This window comes from Cricetibacter osteomyelitidis (genome assembly GCF_004340985.1).
GTDB lineage: Bacteria > Pseudomonadota > Gammaproteobacteria > Enterobacterales > Pasteurellaceae > Cricetibacter > Cricetibacter osteomyelitidis.
Genome location: NZ_SLYB01000024.1, coordinates 1 through 17,541, shown reverse-complemented (window position 1 = coordinate 17,541; position 17,541 = coordinate 1). Strand labels below are relative to the sequence as shown.

The 17,541-nt window shown below is 39.8% G+C and carries 18 protein-coding genes; 10 read left to right on the top strand and 8 right to left on the bottom strand.

What is annotated here, in order from left to right:
* Positions 1–6: 6 nt before the first annotated feature.
* Positions 7–2,610, bottom strand: a complete 2,604-nt coding sequence (gene pepN / locus EDC44_RS09985) for an aminopeptidase N (RefSeq protein WP_131978240.1) — start codon at positions 2,608–2,610, stop codon at positions 7–9.
* A gap of 198 nt (positions 2,611–2,808) precedes the next feature.
* On the opposite strand from pepN, the gene purE reads away from it, so the two are divergent.
* Together purE and purK are read left to right on the top strand one after the other, a co-directional pair.
* The gene (gene purE / locus EDC44_RS09980) at positions 2,809–3,306 is read left to right on the top strand and encodes a 5-(carboxyamino)imidazole ribonucleotide mutase (RefSeq protein ID WP_131978237.1); all 498 of its coding nucleotides are present in this window, start codon (positions 2,809–2,811) and stop codon (positions 3,304–3,306) included.
* Between the two features lie 15 nt (positions 3,307–3,321).
* Positions 3,322–4,401: a 5-(carboxyamino)imidazole ribonucleotide synthase gene (gene purK, locus EDC44_RS09975; protein ID WP_131978235.1), complete on the top strand. Its 1,080-nt coding sequence runs from the start codon at positions 3,322–3,324 to the stop codon at positions 4,399–4,401.
* Positions 4,402–4,449: 48 nt separating this feature from the next.
* Here purK and EDC44_RS09970 read toward each other — a convergent pair whose 3' ends face one another.
* Both EDC44_RS09970 and EDC44_RS09965 read right to left on the bottom strand, forming a co-directional pair.
* Positions 4,450–5,532 (bottom strand): lytic murein transglycosylase, encoded by a 1,083-nt coding sequence (locus EDC44_RS09970; RefSeq protein ID WP_131978232.1) that lies wholly within the window; start codon positions 5,530–5,532, stop codon positions 4,450–4,452.
* A 199-nt stretch (positions 5,533–5,731) separates the two neighbouring features.
* On the bottom strand, positions 5,732–7,120 hold the full coding sequence (locus EDC44_RS09965; RefSeq protein ID WP_131978229.1) for a YdgA family protein: 1,389 nt from the start codon (positions 7,118–7,120) through the stop codon (positions 5,732–5,734).
* A 135-nt stretch (positions 7,121–7,255) separates the two neighbouring features.
* Here EDC44_RS09965 and EDC44_RS09960 point away from each other — a divergent pair, with 135 nt between their 5' ends.
* Positions 7,256–8,185: a gluconeogenesis factor YvcK family protein gene (locus EDC44_RS09960; protein ID WP_131978226.1), complete on the top strand. Its 930-nt coding sequence runs from the start codon at positions 7,256–7,258 to the stop codon at positions 8,183–8,185.
* 58 nt (positions 8,186–8,243) lie between these two features.
* On the opposite strand, the gene nhaA is transcribed toward EDC44_RS09960, so the two are convergent.
* From nhaA to folE, 3 genes are all read right to left on the bottom strand, one after another.
* The gene (nhaA, locus tag EDC44_RS09955) at positions 8,244–9,422 is read right to left on the bottom strand and encodes a Na+/H+ antiporter NhaA (protein ID WP_131978223.1); all 1,179 of its coding nucleotides are present in this window, start codon (positions 9,420–9,422) and stop codon (positions 8,244–8,246) included.
* A gap of 94 nt (positions 9,423–9,516) precedes the next feature.
* Positions 9,517–10,965 (bottom strand): tRNA uracil 4-sulfurtransferase ThiI, encoded by a 1,449-nt coding sequence (gene thiI, locus EDC44_RS09950; RefSeq protein ID WP_131978220.1) that lies wholly within the window; start codon positions 10,963–10,965, stop codon positions 9,517–9,519.
* Between the two features lie 78 nt (positions 10,966–11,043).
* The gene (folE, locus tag EDC44_RS09945) at positions 11,044–11,700 is read right to left on the bottom strand and encodes a GTP cyclohydrolase I FolE (RefSeq protein ID WP_131978217.1); all 657 of its coding nucleotides are present in this window, start codon (positions 11,698–11,700) and stop codon (positions 11,044–11,046) included.
* A gap of 166 nt (positions 11,701–11,866) precedes the next feature.
* On the opposite strand from folE, the gene EDC44_RS09940 reads away from it, so the two are divergent.
* The 3 genes from EDC44_RS09940 (at position 11,867) to moeB (ending at position 14,201) form a co-directional block, all read left to right on the top strand.
* Positions 11,867–12,133, top strand: a complete 267-nt coding sequence (locus tag EDC44_RS09940) for a hypothetical protein (protein WP_131978214.1) — start codon at positions 11,867–11,869, stop codon at positions 12,131–12,133.
* Positions 12,134–12,248: 115 nt separating this feature from the next.
* On the top strand, positions 12,249–13,472 hold the full coding sequence (gene moeA, locus EDC44_RS09935) for a molybdopterin molybdotransferase MoeA (RefSeq protein ID WP_131978211.1): 1,224 nt from the start codon (positions 12,249–12,251) through the stop codon (positions 13,470–13,472).
* Between the two features lie 3 nt (positions 13,473–13,475).
* A complete protein-coding gene (gene moeB, locus EDC44_RS09930) occupies positions 13,476–14,201 on the top strand; it encodes a molybdopterin-synthase adenylyltransferase MoeB (protein ID WP_131978208.1) in 726 nt (241 codons plus the stop codon).
* Between the two features lie 46 nt (positions 14,202–14,247).
* Here moeB and EDC44_RS09925 read toward each other — a convergent pair whose 3' ends face one another.
* Both EDC44_RS09925 and EDC44_RS09920 read right to left on the bottom strand, forming a co-directional pair.
* Positions 14,248–14,841, bottom strand: a complete 594-nt coding sequence (locus EDC44_RS09925; protein WP_131978205.1) for a hypothetical protein — start codon at positions 14,839–14,841, stop codon at positions 14,248–14,250.
* Positions 14,842–14,901: 60 nt separating this feature from the next.
* On the bottom strand, positions 14,902–15,180 hold the full coding sequence (locus EDC44_RS09920; protein ID WP_131978202.1) for a YcgL domain-containing protein: 279 nt from the start codon (positions 15,178–15,180) through the stop codon (positions 14,902–14,904).
* A gap of 91 nt (positions 15,181–15,271) precedes the next feature.
* Between EDC44_RS09920 and minC the strand changes: the two genes are divergently transcribed.
* The 4 genes from minC to EDC44_RS09900 are packed head-to-tail and all read left to right on the top strand — an operon-like array spanning position 15,272 to position 17,426.
* Positions 15,272–15,943 (top strand): septum site-determining protein MinC, encoded by a 672-nt coding sequence (gene minC, locus EDC44_RS09915; RefSeq protein WP_131978199.1) that lies wholly within the window; start codon positions 15,272–15,274, stop codon positions 15,941–15,943.
* Between the two features lie 12 nt (positions 15,944–15,955).
* The gene (locus tag EDC44_RS09910; RefSeq protein WP_131978196.1) at positions 15,956–16,630 is read left to right on the top strand and encodes an ABC transporter ATP-binding protein; all 675 of its coding nucleotides are present in this window, start codon (positions 15,956–15,958) and stop codon (positions 16,628–16,630) included.
* Complete coding sequence (locus EDC44_RS09905; RefSeq protein WP_131978193.1) at positions 16,617–17,105, top strand: TlpA family protein disulfide reductase; 489 nt, start codon at positions 16,617–16,619, stop codon at positions 17,103–17,105. The genes EDC44_RS09910 and EDC44_RS09905 overlap by 14 nt, the downstream gene beginning before the upstream one ends.
* A gap of 3 nt (positions 17,106–17,108) precedes the next feature.
* Positions 17,109–17,426 carry a c-type cytochrome gene (locus EDC44_RS09900; protein ID WP_131978190.1) on the top strand — a complete coding sequence of 106 codons (318 nt, stop codon included), beginning with the start codon at positions 17,109–17,111 and terminating at the stop codon, positions 17,424–17,426.
* The last annotated feature ends 115 nt before the right edge of the window (positions 17,427–17,541 follow it).

Here is a 17,541-nt window from a genome sequence, read left to right as displayed (position 1 = left end):
TTATCTCTAAATATGTAGTGCTTTTTCAATTTTTTCAAATAAATCTTTTGACAGATTTTCCGTTTCGTTTAATCGTTCTAATGCCCGTTTCATCAGGGTTTGGCGTTGTTCGTCATAGCGGGAAAAACGGATTAAAGGTTCAATTAGCCGGGAAGCCATTTGCGGATTGCTTTCGTTTAAGCGTAATAATACGTTGGTTAAGAAACGATAACCCGAACCGTCAATGGCGTGGAATGCCCGAGGGTTTTGATTTGCAAAACTCCACACTAAAGCTCGCACGCGGTTAGGATTGTTAAAGTTGAAACTCGGATGTTCCATTAAAGCAATAACATTTTGTAACACATCTTTTTCCGGTCGTATGGCTTGCAAATTAAACCATTTATCCATCACCAAGCCGTCTGCCTGCCATTTTTGTTCAAAATCAGTCAATAATTCATCACGGCAAGCTAATCCCGCCTTAACCGCAGCATAAAGTGCAGCTAAAGTGTCCGTCATATTGTTGGCCTTGGCATAGTGATTTTTTGCTGTAGCGTTGCCTAAATTGGTAAATGCCAAATATTGCAGACAGAGATTTTTTAGCCCGCGTAAAGCAATATCCTGCGTATTAATACGGTATTCTTCCAATTCAATAGCATTGTAGAGTTTATACATTGGTGTTTTGAAACAGGCCGCCAGTTCGCGTTGCATAAAATCACGCACTATGGCAATACCTTCCGGATCAATGGTCTTGAATAATTCCGCGAACTCCATTTCCTTCGGTAAAGTCAGAATCAGCGTGGTTAATTCAATATCTTGTCGATAGTTTTCCAATACTTGCAAAAGTGCGGTTAAAATTTCCGGAGAAAATTCCATTGTTTCTTGTTGCTGATATGCCGTTAGATTTTTACGCAATTCTTTGGCATATAACATTTGTGCGGCATCCCAGCGGACAAAAGAATTTTCAGCAAATTGTAACAACGTCACTAACTGTGAAATACTGTAATCGTAATGCAATTTCACCGGTGCGGAAAAGTCACATAATAGTGCCAGCACCGGTTTTTCATAAATATGCTCAAATTCAAAAACTTGTTCTGCTTGAGTGACATCTAATACATCATTAATCGGTTTGCCGTCTTGCATTAAACCGATGGCAATGCCGCTCTCGTTATATAAGGCAATTTTTAATGGAATATGCAAATTCACTTTATCCATTTGATCTGCCGTCGGTGGTGTCATTTGGCTGACTTTGAGCTGATAAGTGCTGTTTTTGCCGTCATAAAAATCACTGACAGTAAGTTCCGGCGTGCCGGATTGGCTGTACCAACGGCGGAATTTTGTGAGGTCTATACCGGATGCTCGTTCCATTGCAGACACAAAATCTTCACAAGTAGCGGCTTTGCCGTCATTTTCCGCAATATATAATTTCATGCCTGCCTGAAAGTTTTTTTCCCCTAATAAAGTGTGCATCATGCGAATCACTTCCGCCCCTTTTTCATACACGGTCATCGTGTAGAAATTATTCATTTCCATTACTTTTTCCGGGCGAATCGGATGTGACATCGGACCGGCATCTTCAGGGAATTGTGTGGTGCGTAATAATTGAACGTTATTAATACGATTTACCGCCCGAGAACCGGTGTCTGACGAAAACTCCTGATCACGAAATACGGTCAAGCCCTCTTTTAAGCTGAGTTGGAACCAATCGCGGCAGGTTACACGGTTCCCTGTCCAATTATGGAAATATTCATGGGCAATAACCGATTCGATAGCAAGATAATCACTATCGGTGGCGGTTTGCGGATTTGCCAATACAAACTTGGAATTAAAGATATTTAGACCTTTATTTTCCATTGCCCCCATATTAAAGAAGTCCACTGCGACAATCATGTAAATATTTAAGTCATATTCTAATCCGAAACGGTCTTCATCCCATTTCATTGATTTTTTCAGACTTTCCATCGCCCAAGGTGCACGGTCTAAATTGCCTTTATCGACAAAAAGTTGCAACGTCACATCTCGTCCGCTTTTGGTAATAAAATGATCTTCCAATAAATCAAAATCACCGGCAACTAAGGCAAATAAATAGCAAGGTTTCGGGAATGGATCCTGCCATTCCACCCAATGACGACCGTCAGTCAATTCGCCATCGGCAATTTTGTTACCGTTTGACAGCAAATACGGATATTTAATTTTATCGGCAGTAATGCGGGTTTGATAGCGAGCAAGCACATCGGGGCGGTCTAACATATAGGTGATTTGACGGAAACCTTCCGCTTCGCATTGGGTACAAATACCGTCACCGGATTGATATAAACCTTGCAGCGATGTATTTTCTGCCGGATTTAAAACAGTGACAATTTCCAATTCAAATTCGTCTAATTTGGTATTGATACTTAAACTTTCACTATCCTGTTGATAATTTTTAAAATCCTGACCGTTCAGTTTAATAGAAGAAAATTGAAAACCATGCCCGTCTAATCGCAACACCGTCGCTTCTGAGTTTAAACGTTTGACTTTGGTTTGGGAAGTTACTACCGTGCGTTTTGGATCTAATTGAAAATCAAGGAAAATATCGGTAATGGTAAAGTCGGGAGTTTTGTAATCTTTTCTATATTTTGCTTTAGCTAACATATCAAATACCTATGTTTAATGAGTCGATTTAATCATCAAAAATTGAATGATAAAAATTCAGTTAAGAATAAGAGTTTTAATCATAACTTGCAAGCAATAAAAAACTTATTCAAATTTGACCGCTCTTTTTGCAGAAAAAGCAACGGTTTTATGTTATTCTACACGCATTTTTATCATTCATTTTAAAGTGGAAATCTTATGTCAAATACATCCCCTAAAATTGCCATTGTAATGGGTTCAAAAAGCGACTGGGCGACAATGCAGGAAGCTATCAATATTCTTGACGAATTAAAATTGGCTTATCATGTGGAAGTGGTGTCGGCTCACCGCACGCCGGATAAATTATTCAGCTTTGCAGAAACCGCTGAAACCAACGGCTATAAAGTGATCATTGCCGGTGCGGGCGGTGCGGCACATTTGCCGGGTATGATTGCGGCAAAAACCATTGTACCGGTACTCGGCGTGCCGGTGAAAAGTTCCATATTAAGCGGAGTGGACAGTCTGTATTCTATCGTGCAAATGCCGAAAGGCATTCCCGTAGGCACATTGGCTATTGGTCCTGCAGGTGCAGCGAATGCCGGTTTGTTGGCGGCGCAAATTTTGGCGGCTTTTGACAGTGAAATCGCACAACGCCTACATACATTCAGAAAAAATCAAACGGATGTGGTGTTAGACAATCCGGATCCACGCGTGTAATAGATAGGAAAGACGATGCAAAAAAGTTCTCTTTATCCAATGGTTTATGTTTTAGGCAACGGTCAGCTTGGTCGTATGTTGCGTTATGCGGGGGCACCTTTAGATATTCAGGTTCAGCCTTTGGCATTTGATGCACCGGTGTTCGATATTCAACCCAATGATATTATTACTGCAGAAATCGAACGCTGGGAAATCACACCGCTCACCACAATGTTTGGTAATCACGCTAATTTTGTCAATCAAAACGTATTCAGCAAGCTGGCGGATCGCTTAACGCAAAAATCTTTATTAGATGAATTGGAATTGCCGACTTCACCTTGGTGTTTGCTGGAAAGTGCGGGTCAATTTAGTAAAGTTTTCGATGAAATCGGTGAAAAATTAGTAGTTAAACGCCGTATGGGCGGTTATGACGGTCGCGGTCAATGGATCGTAAGCCAAGCCAATCAAGATGTGATTACCGATGATTTATTCGGTGAAACCATCGCAGAAGCCTTTATTCCTTTCGACTATGAAGTGTCTATTGTGGGCGGTCGTTTCAGAAACGGCGAAACCCGTTTCTATCCCGTGACACATAATTTACAGCAAAACGGTATTTTACGTTACAGTGTGGCTTATGCGGAACCGTCGCCGTTCCAACAACAGGCGGAAGCGATGTTAGGCAAAATTATGCACAAACTGGATTATGTGGGTGTTATGGCGATGGAATGTTTTGTGGTGGGCGATAAGCTATTAATTAACGAACTTGCTCCCCGCGTACATAACAGCGGCCACTGGACACAATTAGGCTGTTCCGTCAGCCAGTTTGAGCTGCATTTGCGTGCTTTATTGGATTTACCGACACCGCCATTACACACTTTTACCACAAACGTTATGGTGAATTTAATCGGTACCGAGCACAACACACAATGGCTGAATACGCCGTTTAGTCAGCTGCATTGGTATGGTAAAGAAGTACGTCCCGGACGTAAAGTAGGGCATATCAATCTTACTCACACGGATAAAAACGTGCTGATTGTTCAATTAGAAAAACTGCGTAAGGAACTGCCGGATAATTATCAATCCGGATTAGATTGGGCGATTAAGAAGCTGAAATAATCCCTTTCCGCTACTACATGACATCTCTCCCGTAAACGGGAGAGATTTTTATAGACCTATTCGTTGTTGAATACGATCAGCAAATATACCGATACTCACCGCAAAATAATTAGAACGGTTCCAATCTAACAAAGTGCGGAAATTATTTGATACTAAAAACGCTCTACCCGCTTCTTTATCCGGTCGTACCAACCATAAATCCGCCGATGAAAGTGCGGTCAGTTTTTGCAATTCTTGAGCCATTGAATTTTTTAGATTTACGCCCATAGCCTGCCATTGTTTTAAGGATTTCTGTTTGCCCTTCTCTACACCGGACAAACTCAAGACCATGGGTTGCGATAAAGTGACTTCTACTCCCCAAGGCAATTCATCATCCCAACCTACGGTGGAAAGATAAGTCGCGATAGAAGCAAATACATCATAATGATTTGTCCAAATATCTTTCTCACCGTCGCCGTCGCCATCCGCCGCATAGCTCAAATAAGAGGTAGGCATAAATTGCGTTTGCCCCATGGCACCCGCCCATGAACCCAACATTTTGCCGCGTTGAATATAGTTACGATCGAGCATTTTCATTGCATTGACAAATTCTTTGCCGAATAAGGATTCTCGGCGGCCGTCAAAGGCTAATGTGGCTAACACCGATAACACATCATAATTGCCTTGATAATAACCAAAACTGCTTTCCATTCCCCATAACGCCAATAAATATTCTTTTTGCACACCGTATTTTTGGCTGGCTTTGGTAAGCTGCGGTAATACATTCCAATATTCAGTTTCGGCTTTATTAACTTTGGCTCTGGTCAGCACACGGTTAAGATAATTTGTCGTACCATTCGGATTAACCACCGGTGGCAAGTTTGGATCACGCCGTTTGGCCGCTTGCTTATGGTCTAAATCTACCGCTTTGGAAATATAACGAATATTATTTTGTGCATTCAATGTTGATACGGATACGCCCTGCTCTGCGGCTTTCTGTTTGAGAAATTGCACATAATCATTAAAATTATTTATGGTGCGGGCTTTGGTATATTTTGCACTCTCGTCTAATTTATTGATATTGCCGGAACACCCCGCTAAGGCCAAAGTGGTAAAAAGTGCGGTGAGTTTTAAGGAATTTTTAAATTTCAACTTTATTTACCTTTATGAAAAAAATAACATCGTCGCTATTATAATAAGATATGCTGTAATTTTGAATGAAATAAAGCATAGATTATAAAATAACCTATGCTTTTTACTAAATGAAATGCTGATGTTAAGACCTATGTCACATTGCGTCCCATTTATGGTACAAATGGTAAATATGAAATGTGGGAGTTAACAAATTATCTTATTGTCCTAAGCTTCCAAGCCCCATCATTAACATAAATAATGCCATCTGAATTTCCTGTTCAGAAATTTCTTGGGTATTATTTAATATTAGTTTACTATCGACTAATTTTAACGCTGTTGTTAATTTATCATCGCTATTCACCCAAGTATGTTTTGACATCTCAAGATTTTTAAGTTGTTTTTCAGCAAATTGTTCAGCTGTCGCGTTATCCATATTTTCGAATACTTGAGCAGCGGATATGATAAATTGTTTTAGTGCCGCTTTATTAAAATCAGCACCAAATTCAAATTGCTTAAATAAACTTAATACGCTATTCACATTATTAACATCAAATTGATTTAATTCGATATTTAAATTTCCATCCAACTTACCCGCTGAATTTGTGAATATCGGTTTAAGTATAAAGTGCGGTTGATTTTGCAGTAATTTTAAGCCCAATGCTTCTAATTCACGTTCATTTTCATTAAGGGACTCAACAACAAAGGCATTCATTGTATCTGCTTCTAAATGATTAAATTGCATATCAACATCCAACGTACCGAAAGATTGGTTATTTCCCAGCACATCAGCCACATTCACTTTTGACATTACATTAAAGAAATTATCCTTTGCATCTGTCTCAGATGTCACACTCATATTTTTCAGCTCAAATGTTTTTGCGACATCCGTTTTATTGGTGAGTTTCACATTTTCAACGGCTATCTCCTGCTTACCCACAGTGAGATATTCCCATTTTGTTGCTGTTAAGTCAGATTTCACTTTAATATTGGTTACTTCAACATCTGCCGCTCGTTTTTCACCTGCAGCGCTTGAAATAGCTTTAAATGCACCGATAGTGGCTTCGGTTTTACCAATACCGTTTTTATCCGTATCATAAACTAATTTCAGGTTTTCAAACGTCGTTGTCACATTGTTATTATTATAAACAATTAACGGTGCGTCTAAATCACCGCTGATTTGTTCGGTATAGCTAAAGGTAAATTTCCCTGTCAGCGGTTTTTTACCCTGTGCGGCATCAAATAACGCTTTTGTTTGCTCGTTATTAACTAATTCATAGTCGGTTGAAAATATTGCCGGCGTGAAGGTATTTAACGGAATCGGACCGTGGTATAACTTGCCGCTAATCGGTAAGTCCGTTTCCGCATTATCCGTGGTAATTTTCATGTTATAGGCATATTCCGATGTGAATAAACCCCGTTCGAATTTTACCGGTTCAATTTTAATCTCAACGCCGTAAAACTCTAAAGATTTATTGACTTTTTCGTTAACGTATTGAATTTGACGCTCATACTCGGTTTGTGCTTTTTGCCCCGTGTACCAAGCACCGCCGGTCCAAACAGCACCTAATGCAACGATTACACTGATTGCAACAGTCGATTTTTTCATTATGCCTTCCTTCTGAAAAATAAATGCACATTAAGTTACCATAAATCAAGCAAATAGCAAGAACCGCTATATAAAAATGCAAAAAAATGCTAAATTAATGCAAATCCGACCGCACTTACTATTCAAGGGTCAAACATGATCATTAGTACGCAACACGAAAATTTAGATAACATTCAACATATTGCCGCCATTGGCGGCGGACACGGTTTAGGGCGTTTAATGTCCGCATTAAGTTTTATGAAAACCCGCTTAACCGGTATTGTTACCACTACCGATAATGGCGGTTCAACCGGTCGTATCCGCACATCGCACGGCGGTATTGCATGGGGCGATTTACGTAATTGCCTGAACCAAATTATCACCGAACCCAGCACTGCATCCGCACTATTCGAATATCGTTTTTCCGGTAACGGAGAGTTGGCCGGACACAATTTAGGCAATCTGATGTTAAAAGCGTTGGAAGATATGCATATCCGACCGACCGAAGGCGTAAATCTAATTCGTGATTTATTACGGGTGAAATCTTTTCTTGTTCCAATGTCGGAATCGCCGGTACATCTCACGGCGACATTAAAATCCGGCGTGACCATTTTAGGTGAAACCAGTATTGACAGCTTAACCGAATTACCGCAAAAACTAGGGCTTTCTCCGCAAGTAAACGCGACGCAGGAGGCCATAGAAGCCCTTCAGAAAGCCGAAGTGATTTTATTCGGTCCCGGTAGTTTTTTCACCAGTATTATGCCGCCGTTATTGTTAACCGAACTCATTGAAACGTTACACGACAGTAAGGCTAAAAAAATTTTTATTGATAACCTTGGCATAGAACATAGCCCGGCAGCCGATTTATCGTTGCATGACCGAATAAATTGGATCAATAGAAATATCGGTAAAGCTATTATTGACGGTGCAATTATTTCTGATAAAAATTCGACCGCACTTTCTGTAAAAAATGACGTTGATTATAAGATCGTGAGTCGTCGTTTAAATGCGGATGATGTGAATTACCGTCATGATCGCAGCTTGCTTTGTGCGGCAATCGACGAAATGTTAGAGAAATTATCATAAAAAAAAAGAATGACTTAGACCGCAGTCTTAGCCATTCCTTTTATGTTTTCAAAGCATACTATCGTATTGTCGGTTTCGTCACCGTTTTTAATAAAAAATAACCTAATACGGCAGATACAAGCGAACCAATTAAAATACCCAATCTCGCTAATGGCAACATATGCCCTTCCGTGCTGCCGAATGCCAAACTGGATAAGAACATAGACATAGTAAAACCAATACCGCAAAGTACCGAAACAGCAAAGATCTGTTTAAAATTAATGCCGTGCGGTAGTTTGGCAATCCCGGTTTTCACCGCAATATAGCTAAATGAAAACACGCCGATAGTTTTCCCTAAGATCAAACCTAATGTTATCGCCAACGGTAGTGCGGAAAAAAGTTCGCTAAACGTTACATCACCTAAATATACGCCCGCATTAGAAAATGCAAATAATGGCAAAATAATAAAAGATGACCATGGGACTAAAATATGTTCAAATTTATGTAGCGGTTTTTCAATTCGTTTACCTTTTTTTACCTGTAATGGCACGGCAAAACCGATGATTACCCCTGCCAATGTCGCATGTACACCGGATTTAAGCACCGATACCCATAAAATTATCCCAATGACCACATAAACATCCAGTGCCGTTACATTCAAGCGGTTGGCAATAATAAGCAATGTAATGGCAATCGCCGCAATAACCAATGCTTGTGTACTTAAATCATGGGAAAAGAAAATTGCAATCACGACAATCGCACCTAAATCGTCAATAATCGCAAGTGCCAACAAAAAGATTTTTAATGCCAAAGGAACCCGTTTACTCAATAATGCAATAACGCCCAAAGCAAAAGCAATATCCGTTGCCATTGGAATAGCCCATCCATTCGCAAATTCAGGATGATTTGCCGTCACTAATTTATAAACAAGTGCAGGAACTATCATCCCCCCGACGGCAGCAATCGCCGGGAAAATAGCTTTTTGATAACTGGATAACGCCCCTTCCATCAATTCGCGTTTCACTTCAAGCCCGACTAATAAGAAAAATATTGCCATTAAGCCGTCATTCACCCAAAGCAATAAAGGTTTATTGATATCCAGTGAACCAACTTTCAACTGAACCGGCGTATCCAAAAAACTAAAATACACATCGCTTAGCGAACTGTTTGCCATTGCCATGGCTGAAATCGCAAAAATAAACAACAAAATACCACCAGAAATATCCGACTGGAAAAATGCTTTGACCTTTTCTAACATGAATTTCCCCTTGTTAATAAAATGTAAAAAAATAAAAATCAGTGATAAAAAAAGCTACTTTTTATGTGCAGTAGCTTTCAATTTGTAAAAGAAATTATTTCCTAAATATTTGAACGTTAGTAAAGCCGTTCTCTTTTAAATAAAGTGCCTGTAACTTACTCATCACACCACGTTCACAATATAGCACATAATTTTTGTTTTGATCCAGTGTCGGAAATTGCGATGATAATTTATAAAACGGGATTAATTTAATTTCGCGGTTGCCAATAATTAACGGTTTTTCATCCGCTTCTTCGGGACTACGAATATCCAGAATCACATCATTATCAGTAAGAACAGAAACCGTATCTACTTCAACAATCTCCTTTTCCGTTTCTTCGGCAATTTGACGAATATCCAAATATTGAGCATTTTCCACCGCACTTTGCAGCACGGCAAAATCAAAATTGCCTTCTTCCCGAACGATTTTCTCCCGTACGGCTTTCACTGTCGGATTTTTAGAAATCACACCACAAAATTCCGGCATAGATTTAGCAATATCATCGGTACCGATTTCTTTCGCCATTGCGATAATTTGCTCTTTATCGTGCGTAATGAGCGGACGAAGCACCAATGCCTCCGAAGCTTCATCAATTAAACGCAAATTGGTCAATGTTTGGCTGGATACTTGTCCTAAGGCTTCACCGGTAACAATAGCTTGAATGGCAAAACGTTCTGCCACTTGGCTGGCTGCTCGCACCATCATACGTTTTAACACCACGCCCATTTGACCGTTATCCACTTTTTCAAGAATTTCGCCGACAACATTTTCAAAATTAATGGCAACGAACCGCACTTTATGAGAACTGCCATAACGATGCCAAATATGATATGCCATTTGTTTCACACCGATTTCATGTGCCACACCGCCTAAATTAAAAAAGCAATAATGCACACGAGAACCGCGACGAATCAACATATAACTGGACACGCCGGAATCAAATCCCCCCGAAATCAAAGAAAGCACATCTTCTTGCGTACCGATAGGATAACCGCCCAATCCCACATGACGGGCTTTGATTAACATCATACGATCATCTTCAATATCAATACGTACGGTTACATCCGGTTTGGTTAATTTCACCTGTGCAGTGGCAATATTTTGATTTAACCCACCGCCGATATAACGTTCCGCTTCCAATGAATTGAAATCATGTTTGCCTTTACGACGAACTCGCACACAGAATGTTTTGTGTTCTAATTTGCGTTGTACGCGTGCCAAGGTTTTTTCAAAAATATCGTGCAAATTTTCAAACGGCTGATCATCTACTTCTAAAAAATGATGAATACCGGGAATACGTCCTAATAATTCGATTAATAGCGCGGTATTTTCTTCATTTTTCGACCGCACTTCGATGTAGTCCCAATGACGCACTACGGCGACATCTTCATCATATTTAGTAAGAATGTTTCGGATATTACCGGTTAAGATCTTAACGAACCGTTTGCGTACCGATTCGCTTTTAATCATAATTTCCGGAAAAAGTTTAATGATAAATTTCATAATTCGTCTATTCTGCTTAATTAAGATGGCTATATGATAACAAACCGGTGCTGACCGAATTTTTTATGCCTTAATTCATTATTTATTAATTAAAGATAAAAACTCTTTACGCGTTTCGCGATCTTCTAAAAACACACCGCCAAACGCTGATGTCACCGTATAGCTGTTGGTATCTTTAATGCCGCGACATTTCACACAGAAATGCGTTGCTTTTACATAAACCGCAACATCTTCGGTTTCTAAAATCGTTTGAAATGCTAATAAAATTTGCTCGGTCAAACGTTCTTGCACCTGCGGACGTTGAGCAAAAAAAGCGACTACACGATTGATTTTCGATAATCCGATCACCCATTTTTTCGGATAATATGCCACGGAAACCATGCCGTCAATGGTCACAAAATGATGTTCGCAGGTACTGGTTAACGTCACGTCATTGACTAACACCATTTCGCTGACTTTCATGCGATTTTCAATATTGGTGATTTTCGGAAAATTGGCATAATCCAATCCGCTGAAAATTTCATCCACAAACATTTTAGCCAAACGCTTCGGGGTTTCTTCCAAGCTATCATCGTTCAAATCTAAACCAATTAATCCCATAACCGCCCGCATATGCCGTTCAATGCCATCACGGCGTTCATCTTGTGATTGCGTTAATTCAATCATCGGGGTTTCAATCCCCTTTTCCAGCAAAGCGTTACGAACCTTAGCCGCTTCCGGTGAAATATTATTCATTATTTGTTCCTTAAATTAATTATCCGCATATTCTAGCAGAAATCCTAAAAATGATAATAGTAAAATGACCATAAATGAAATTTAACCAACACTATACTTCATAATAAAAATCAGATATATTAGTCAGATAGACGTGTAAACGTGCCTCTTACTAAAAATGGTTTTTATGAAAAAAATTTTTTTAATTTTAGCGATTTTATTTTCAGGAATTGTTCAAGCGAATGATTTTGTCGTTGATAATGTCGCTTCAATTGCCAAAAAATCACAAATTATGGATTTTCCCGGTTGCAAAAAATATGTAACTGAGCTAACTCAACATAATGCGGTCGAAATACTCGAAGATACGGCAGGTACCTATAAATTAAAAATTTATACGGAAGATGCCTGTGTTATCATCACTTGCACCAGAAGTATTTTAGGCACAAAACACTAACACAAAATACTGACAATAATGAGCCGGCTTAAATGCGGGCTTTTTCATTTACACATTTTGAACAAACGCCATTCCTAAGGTACAATAATATCAAATGACAACCTAAGGAAACGTGATGAACAATTTACTTTCACTCGAACAAGCTCTGGAAAATATCAATCAACAACTTTCATTCCCGACACAAACTGAAACCCTGCCATTAAATCAAGCACAGCAACGTATTTGTGCAGAAGATGTGATTTCGTCGATTAACGTGCCTTCCTTTGATAATTCTGCGATGGACGGCTATGCGGTGCGATTGGCAGATTTAGCACAATCCATGACATTATCCGTTGCCGGTAAATCTTTTGCGGGTAATCCATTCCAAGGGGAATGGGCTGCTAAAAGTGCGGTGCGAATTATGACCGGTGCAATGCTCCCGGAAGGTGCCGATGCCGTTGTAATGCAGGAGGAGGTAACTGTGAATGATGACGGCACAGTGACATTTGAGAAATTACCGAAAGCCAATCAAAATATCCGCCGAATCGGTGAAGATGTCAAAATCGGCGATGTAGTATTGAAAAAAGGCAAAAAATTGACCGCACTTTCATTACCGCTGCTAGCATCATTAGGCATCACACAAGTTCAAGTATTTCCACGCTTAAAAGTGGCGGTGCTTTCCACCGGCGATGAATTATTGCCGGTAGGTCAGCCTTTAAAACAAGGTCAAATTTATGACACAAACCGTTTTGCAGTAAAATTGATGTTGGAAAAATTAAACTGCGAAATTTTAGATTTTGGTATTTTACCGGATAACGAAACGGAATTTGAAAAAGCCTTTATTGATGCTCAAAGCCAAGCAGATCTGGTGATTACCAGCGGCGGTGTGTCTGTGGGCGAAGCGGATTTCACTAAAACCGTGTTGGAAAAAGTGGGACAAATCAATTTCTGGAAATTGGCGATTAAACCGGGCAAACCTTTTGCATTCGGCAAATTGAATAATGCTTGGTTCTGCGGTCTGCCGGGCAATCCGGTTTCTGCATTAGTAACCTTCTATCAATTAGTGCAGCCTGTTATTGCGAAATTAAGCGGTTACAGCGATTGGAAAAAACCACAAAAACTCACCGCACTTGCAGCAAATAACCTGAAAAAAGCACCGGGTCGTTTGGATTTCCAACGGGGCTTTTATCGTTTAAACGCACAAGCTCAGCTTGAAGTGCAATCCATCGGTTTCCAAGGCTCTCATCTGTTCAGCTCTTTTGTGGAAAGCAACTGTTTTATTGTGCTGGAACAAGATCGCGGTGACGTTACAGCGGGTGAAACCGTCACCATCGAACCGTTTAACGATATTTTAGGATAATCCATGGCTGAACTTTCCTACCAAGAAGAACTGCGTTATAACCGTCAGATCATTATGAAATCCATTGATTTTGATGGTCAGGAAAAGCTCAAAGACAGCAAAATGCTGATTGTTGGCTTGGGCGGTTTAGGCTGTGCGGCAAGTCAATATTTAGCGGCGGCAGGTGTGGGTGAATTGACTTTATTGGATTTTGATACGGTATCGTTGTCTAATTTGCAGCGCCAAGTGTTACATAATGACAGTCGATTGGATATGCCTAAAGTGGATTCCGCTAAAATAGCACTGGAACAATTAAATCCGTATATTCAAATTCATCCGATTAATCAAAAACTAGACGAAACCGCACTGGCTGATTTGGTAAAAACCGTAAATATTGTGCTGGATTGCACCGATAATGTGGATATTCGCAATCAATTGGATCGTTGCTGCGAACAAGCAAAAATCCCATTGATTTCAGGAGCGGCAATTCGGATGGAAGGGCAAGTTTCTGTGTTCACTTATGAAAATAACACGCCAACCTACCGCACTTTAAGCGGTTTATTCGGCGAAAACCTGCTAAGTTGCGTAGAAGCGGGCGTGCTCTCGCCGATTGTGGGTATTGTAGGTTCCATTCAAGCCTTAGAAGCCATAAAAGTGCGGTTAAAAATCGGTAAAAATTTATGTGGTCGATTATTGATGATCGATGGCATGAATATGTCTGTGCGGGAAATAAAATTACCCGCTTATTGAATAAATTAAAAAGAAAAAGAGCCGGGAATTCGGCTCTTTCGTTAATTTATTGTGCGGTTTGAGTTTTTTCTTCCTTCACTTCATCGGTTTTCACCTCATCCGTTTTCGTTTCGCTCAATTTATTTTCATCAACCTTAACATCAGCAGCATCGGATTCTTTCAATGCACTTGCCATACTGCCTAAGGTTTCCGCCATATTCTTTTTAACATCCGTTAGACTTTGGCTTACGGCATTCTTCACTTCTTCGGTTTTGGCCGATAATGCTTCTTTCACTTTATCAATAGCTTGCTGGGTCATTTCTTTCGCTTCAACCACTTTGTCATCAGTAGATTTTTGGGTTGCCGCTAATTTTTCCGCAGTTGCTTTTTCCAATTCGGCAATCTTCGCACTGGTTGCTGACTGTAAAGCGTCAAAACGCTGATTTGCTTCAAGTAATTGCTCTTCTGCATTTTTTTGAGCAGCTTGTGCCGCAACAACCTTCTCATTCGCCGCAGCAATTTGTTCATCTGCCTGCTTTTGAATTTCAGCGATTTTTGCATCTGCCGCTTTTTGTACTTCGGCAGATTTATCACAGGCGGTCAAAGTTACTGCCGTTGCCAATACACCGAAAGTTAAAAGAGATTTTTTTACCATACTCATTACTTGCTCCTAACATATTAATAAAAAAGGTGATTCTTGCTTCATCGAAACAATATATTCTTAAGATAAGTTCCGGTTTTGTATTTTCCACTGCGCTAACAAATTCTCTTCTTGCTTCGGCATTTGCAGATAAAAACCGTTTTGTCGAATATGTTGCAACACCTCTTGATTATCCGCCTGCACTAAGGATTTAGTACCTAACAGGTTAAATAACATGACAAATTGAGGTTGTCCGAATACTTGCAGCAACGATTCCGGCACGGCATCAAATTGATTGCGTTTTTCAATGTATAAATACATTCCCGCTTTGCGTTTACTGCGATAAATAGCACACAACATAATTGTACATCTCATTTTAATAAAATTTTATTGCTGATTCTATCGTAATTCATTATCATTTAAAATAATTTCCTGATTAGAGAATAATTTTATGGCAACGGATATTATCGAGCTCAAAACCGGTCAATTTTCGGCGATTGCTTTAACGATTAACAGTTCCAGTTTAACAACCATTAAACGTGCATTGAGCCGTAAAGTTAAAAGTTCGTCAATATTTTTTAAAGATATGTCAGTAGTGTTGAGTTTTACTCCATCATTAGAAAAAATCAACCTTGTCACATTGAAATCACACCTTACCGAATACGGTATCAACGTGATCGGTGTGACTGACTGGCAAAATAATTTACAAAAAGAAGTGCTGACAACGGCTGGATTGGTACCGCTAGGACAAACCTTACAAAGCAGTGATATTTTACCGGAATATCGTTATATCCCGCCGTTAATTTTAGAACGCGATATTGAAAACGGTGAAGTTATTTATGCCAAAAGCCAAGATCTGCTGATTTACGGCGACGTGAAAGAAGGTGCGGAAATTTTGGCTGACGGCAATATTCATGTGTACGGCAGACTGCAAGGCAAAGCTACTGCCGGCGTGAACACCAATAATGGTGTCATTTATACCCAATCTCTCGAAGCGGAATTTATTTCCGTAAACCAACGCTTTCTACACAAAGAAAACCTGCCGGATGCCTATTGGCTACAACCGGTACGTATTATTTCGGAAAAAAGCGGTCTGATTTTTCAACCGCTGCTAAAATCATAGGAACTACCAATCGTGTCAAATATTGTGATAGAAACTCAACACCTTACAAAAAAATTCGACCAAGTGACGGCACTTGACGATATTAACATTCAAATCAAAGAAGGCGAATTTGTCGCTATTATGGGTTCATCCGGTTCGGGCAAAACAACGCTAATGAATATTTTAACCGGCTTGGATACAGCAACGAAAGGTAAAGTAATATTAGACGGAACAGATGCGGCTCAATTAGATGAAATCGGTCGTCAACAATTTCGGGCGGAAAAAATCGGTTTAGTATTTCAACAATTCCATTTAATCCCCTATTTAACCGCAGTGGAAAATGTAATGCTGGCTCAACATTATCACAGTGTGGTAGATGAAGCTTCTGCCAAAGCTGTGTTAGAACAAGTGGGATTAGGTCATCGTATCAATCATCTGCCGAATCAGCTTTCCGGCGGAGAACAACAGCGGGTGTGCATTGCCAGAGCGTTAGTCAACCAACCGCCGGTGATTTTTGCCGATGAACCCACTGGAAATCTTGATGAAACAAATGAAAAATTGGTATTGGATTTATTGATTAATTTAAATAAACAAGGTCGTACTATCGTGATGGTGACGCATAATCCCGATTTGGGCAAACTCACCAACCGCATTATTTTCTTGCAACACGGCAAATTATTAAAGGAAGAAACAAATGAAATTGAATAAAATATTGACCGCACTTTTACTAAGTGCGGTTAGTTTAGGCTTAATTTCCTGTAACGATCAAACCGCACAAGTGGGCAAACCGGCTCCGGAATTAGCTGCCTTTGATTTACAAGGCAATGCGGTATCACTAGAAAATATCAAAGGCAACACCACGCTGCTCATTTTTTGGTCCGAAACTTGTGGCATTTGCGTGGCCGAATTAAAAGAATTTCAACAAATGGCGGAAAAACATCCCAACAAAATAAAACTGCTTGCCATTAATGTGGACGGTGAAAAGGCGGATACGCAAGCAGTAGTAAACAAGCGTCATTTAACCTTACCCGTAGTGAAAGATCAGCTTAAAATCACTGCGGAACGTTATCAATTACAAGGCACGCCGACATCATTTTTGATTGGAGCGGACGGTATTATTCAACAAAAATTTGAGGGTAAAATTGAAAAAAACGAATTAGAACATCTATTTACTCAAGGATAATTTATGAAATCTCTCTACCTGCTCCTGTTCCTGTTCGGTTCATTCTTTTTGATTTCCTCAAGCCATGCGGATACAGCTGATTCGGACAAAGGTCAACATTTATTTAAACGTAGTTGTGCCACTTGCCATGGCAGACAAGGCGAAAAAAGTGCAATGAATCAATCTGCCGTAATCCAAAAAATGAAAAAAGACGAAATTATCACCGCACTTCAAGCTCGTAAAAGTGGTGAAATCGATGGTGCGGGAAATATGGCAAAGTCCCGTTTAAGCGAGCAGGATATGCAACATATTGCAGAATACGTGGAAAGTTTAGGGAAATAGTAAAGGCGGTGAATACCGCCTCAGACCGCTGACAAACCTCTAGACATACATCTAGAGGTTTGCTCTAATAGGTCTATCGAAAAGGAAATGCCTATGCTCAAAAATTTTCTCTCCC

Bases quoted from the DNA above. Each gene is read 5' to 3' on its own strand.
- pepN (WP_131978240.1), bottom strand. From the start codon at position 2,610: ATGTTAGCTAAAGCAAAATATAGAAAAGATTACAAAACTCCCGACTTT.
- purE (WP_131978237.1), top strand. From the start codon at position 2,809: ATGTCAAATACATCCCCTAAAATTGCCATTGTAATGGGTTCAAAAAGC.
- purK (WP_131978235.1), top strand. From the start codon at position 3,322: ATGCAAAAAAGTTCTCTTTATCCAATGGTTTATGTTTTAGGCAACGGT.
- EDC44_RS09965 (WP_131978229.1), bottom strand. From the start codon at position 7,120: ATGAAAAAATCGACTGTTGCAATCAGTGTAATCGTTGCATTAGGTGCT.
- EDC44_RS09960 (WP_131978226.1), top strand. From the start codon at position 7,256: ATGATCATTAGTACGCAACACGAAAATTTAGATAACATTCAACATATT.
- nhaA (WP_131978223.1), bottom strand. From the start codon at position 9,422: ATGTTAGAAAAGGTCAAAGCATTTTTCCAGTCGGATATTTCTGGTGGT.
- thiI (WP_131978220.1), bottom strand. From the start codon at position 10,965: ATGAAATTTATCATTAAACTTTTTCCGGAAATTATGATTAAAAGCGAA.
- folE (WP_131978217.1), bottom strand. From the start codon at position 11,700: ATGAATAATATTTCACCGGAAGCGGCTAAGGTTCGTAACGCTTTGCTG.
- EDC44_RS09940 (WP_131978214.1), top strand. From the start codon at position 11,867: ATGAAAAAAATTTTTTTAATTTTAGCGATTTTATTTTCAGGAATTGTT.
- moeA (WP_131978211.1), top strand. From the start codon at position 12,249: ATGAACAATTTACTTTCACTCGAACAAGCTCTGGAAAATATCAATCAA.
- moeB (WP_131978208.1), top strand. From the start codon at position 13,476: ATGGCTGAACTTTCCTACCAAGAAGAACTGCGTTATAACCGTCAGATC.
- EDC44_RS09925 (WP_131978205.1), bottom strand. From the start codon at position 14,841: ATGAGTATGGTAAAAAAATCTCTTTTAACTTTCGGTGTATTGGCAACG.
- EDC44_RS09920 (WP_131978202.1), bottom strand. From the start codon at position 15,180: ATGTTGTGTGCTATTTATCGCAGTAAACGCAAAGCGGGAATGTATTTA.
- minC (WP_131978199.1), top strand. From the start codon at position 15,272: ATGGCAACGGATATTATCGAGCTCAAAACCGGTCAATTTTCGGCGATT.
- EDC44_RS09905 (WP_131978193.1), top strand. From the start codon at position 16,617: ATGAAATTGAATAAAATATTGACCGCACTTTTACTAAGTGCGGTTAGT.
- EDC44_RS09900 (WP_131978190.1), top strand. From the start codon at position 17,109: ATGAAATCTCTCTACCTGCTCCTGTTCCTGTTCGGTTCATTCTTTTTG.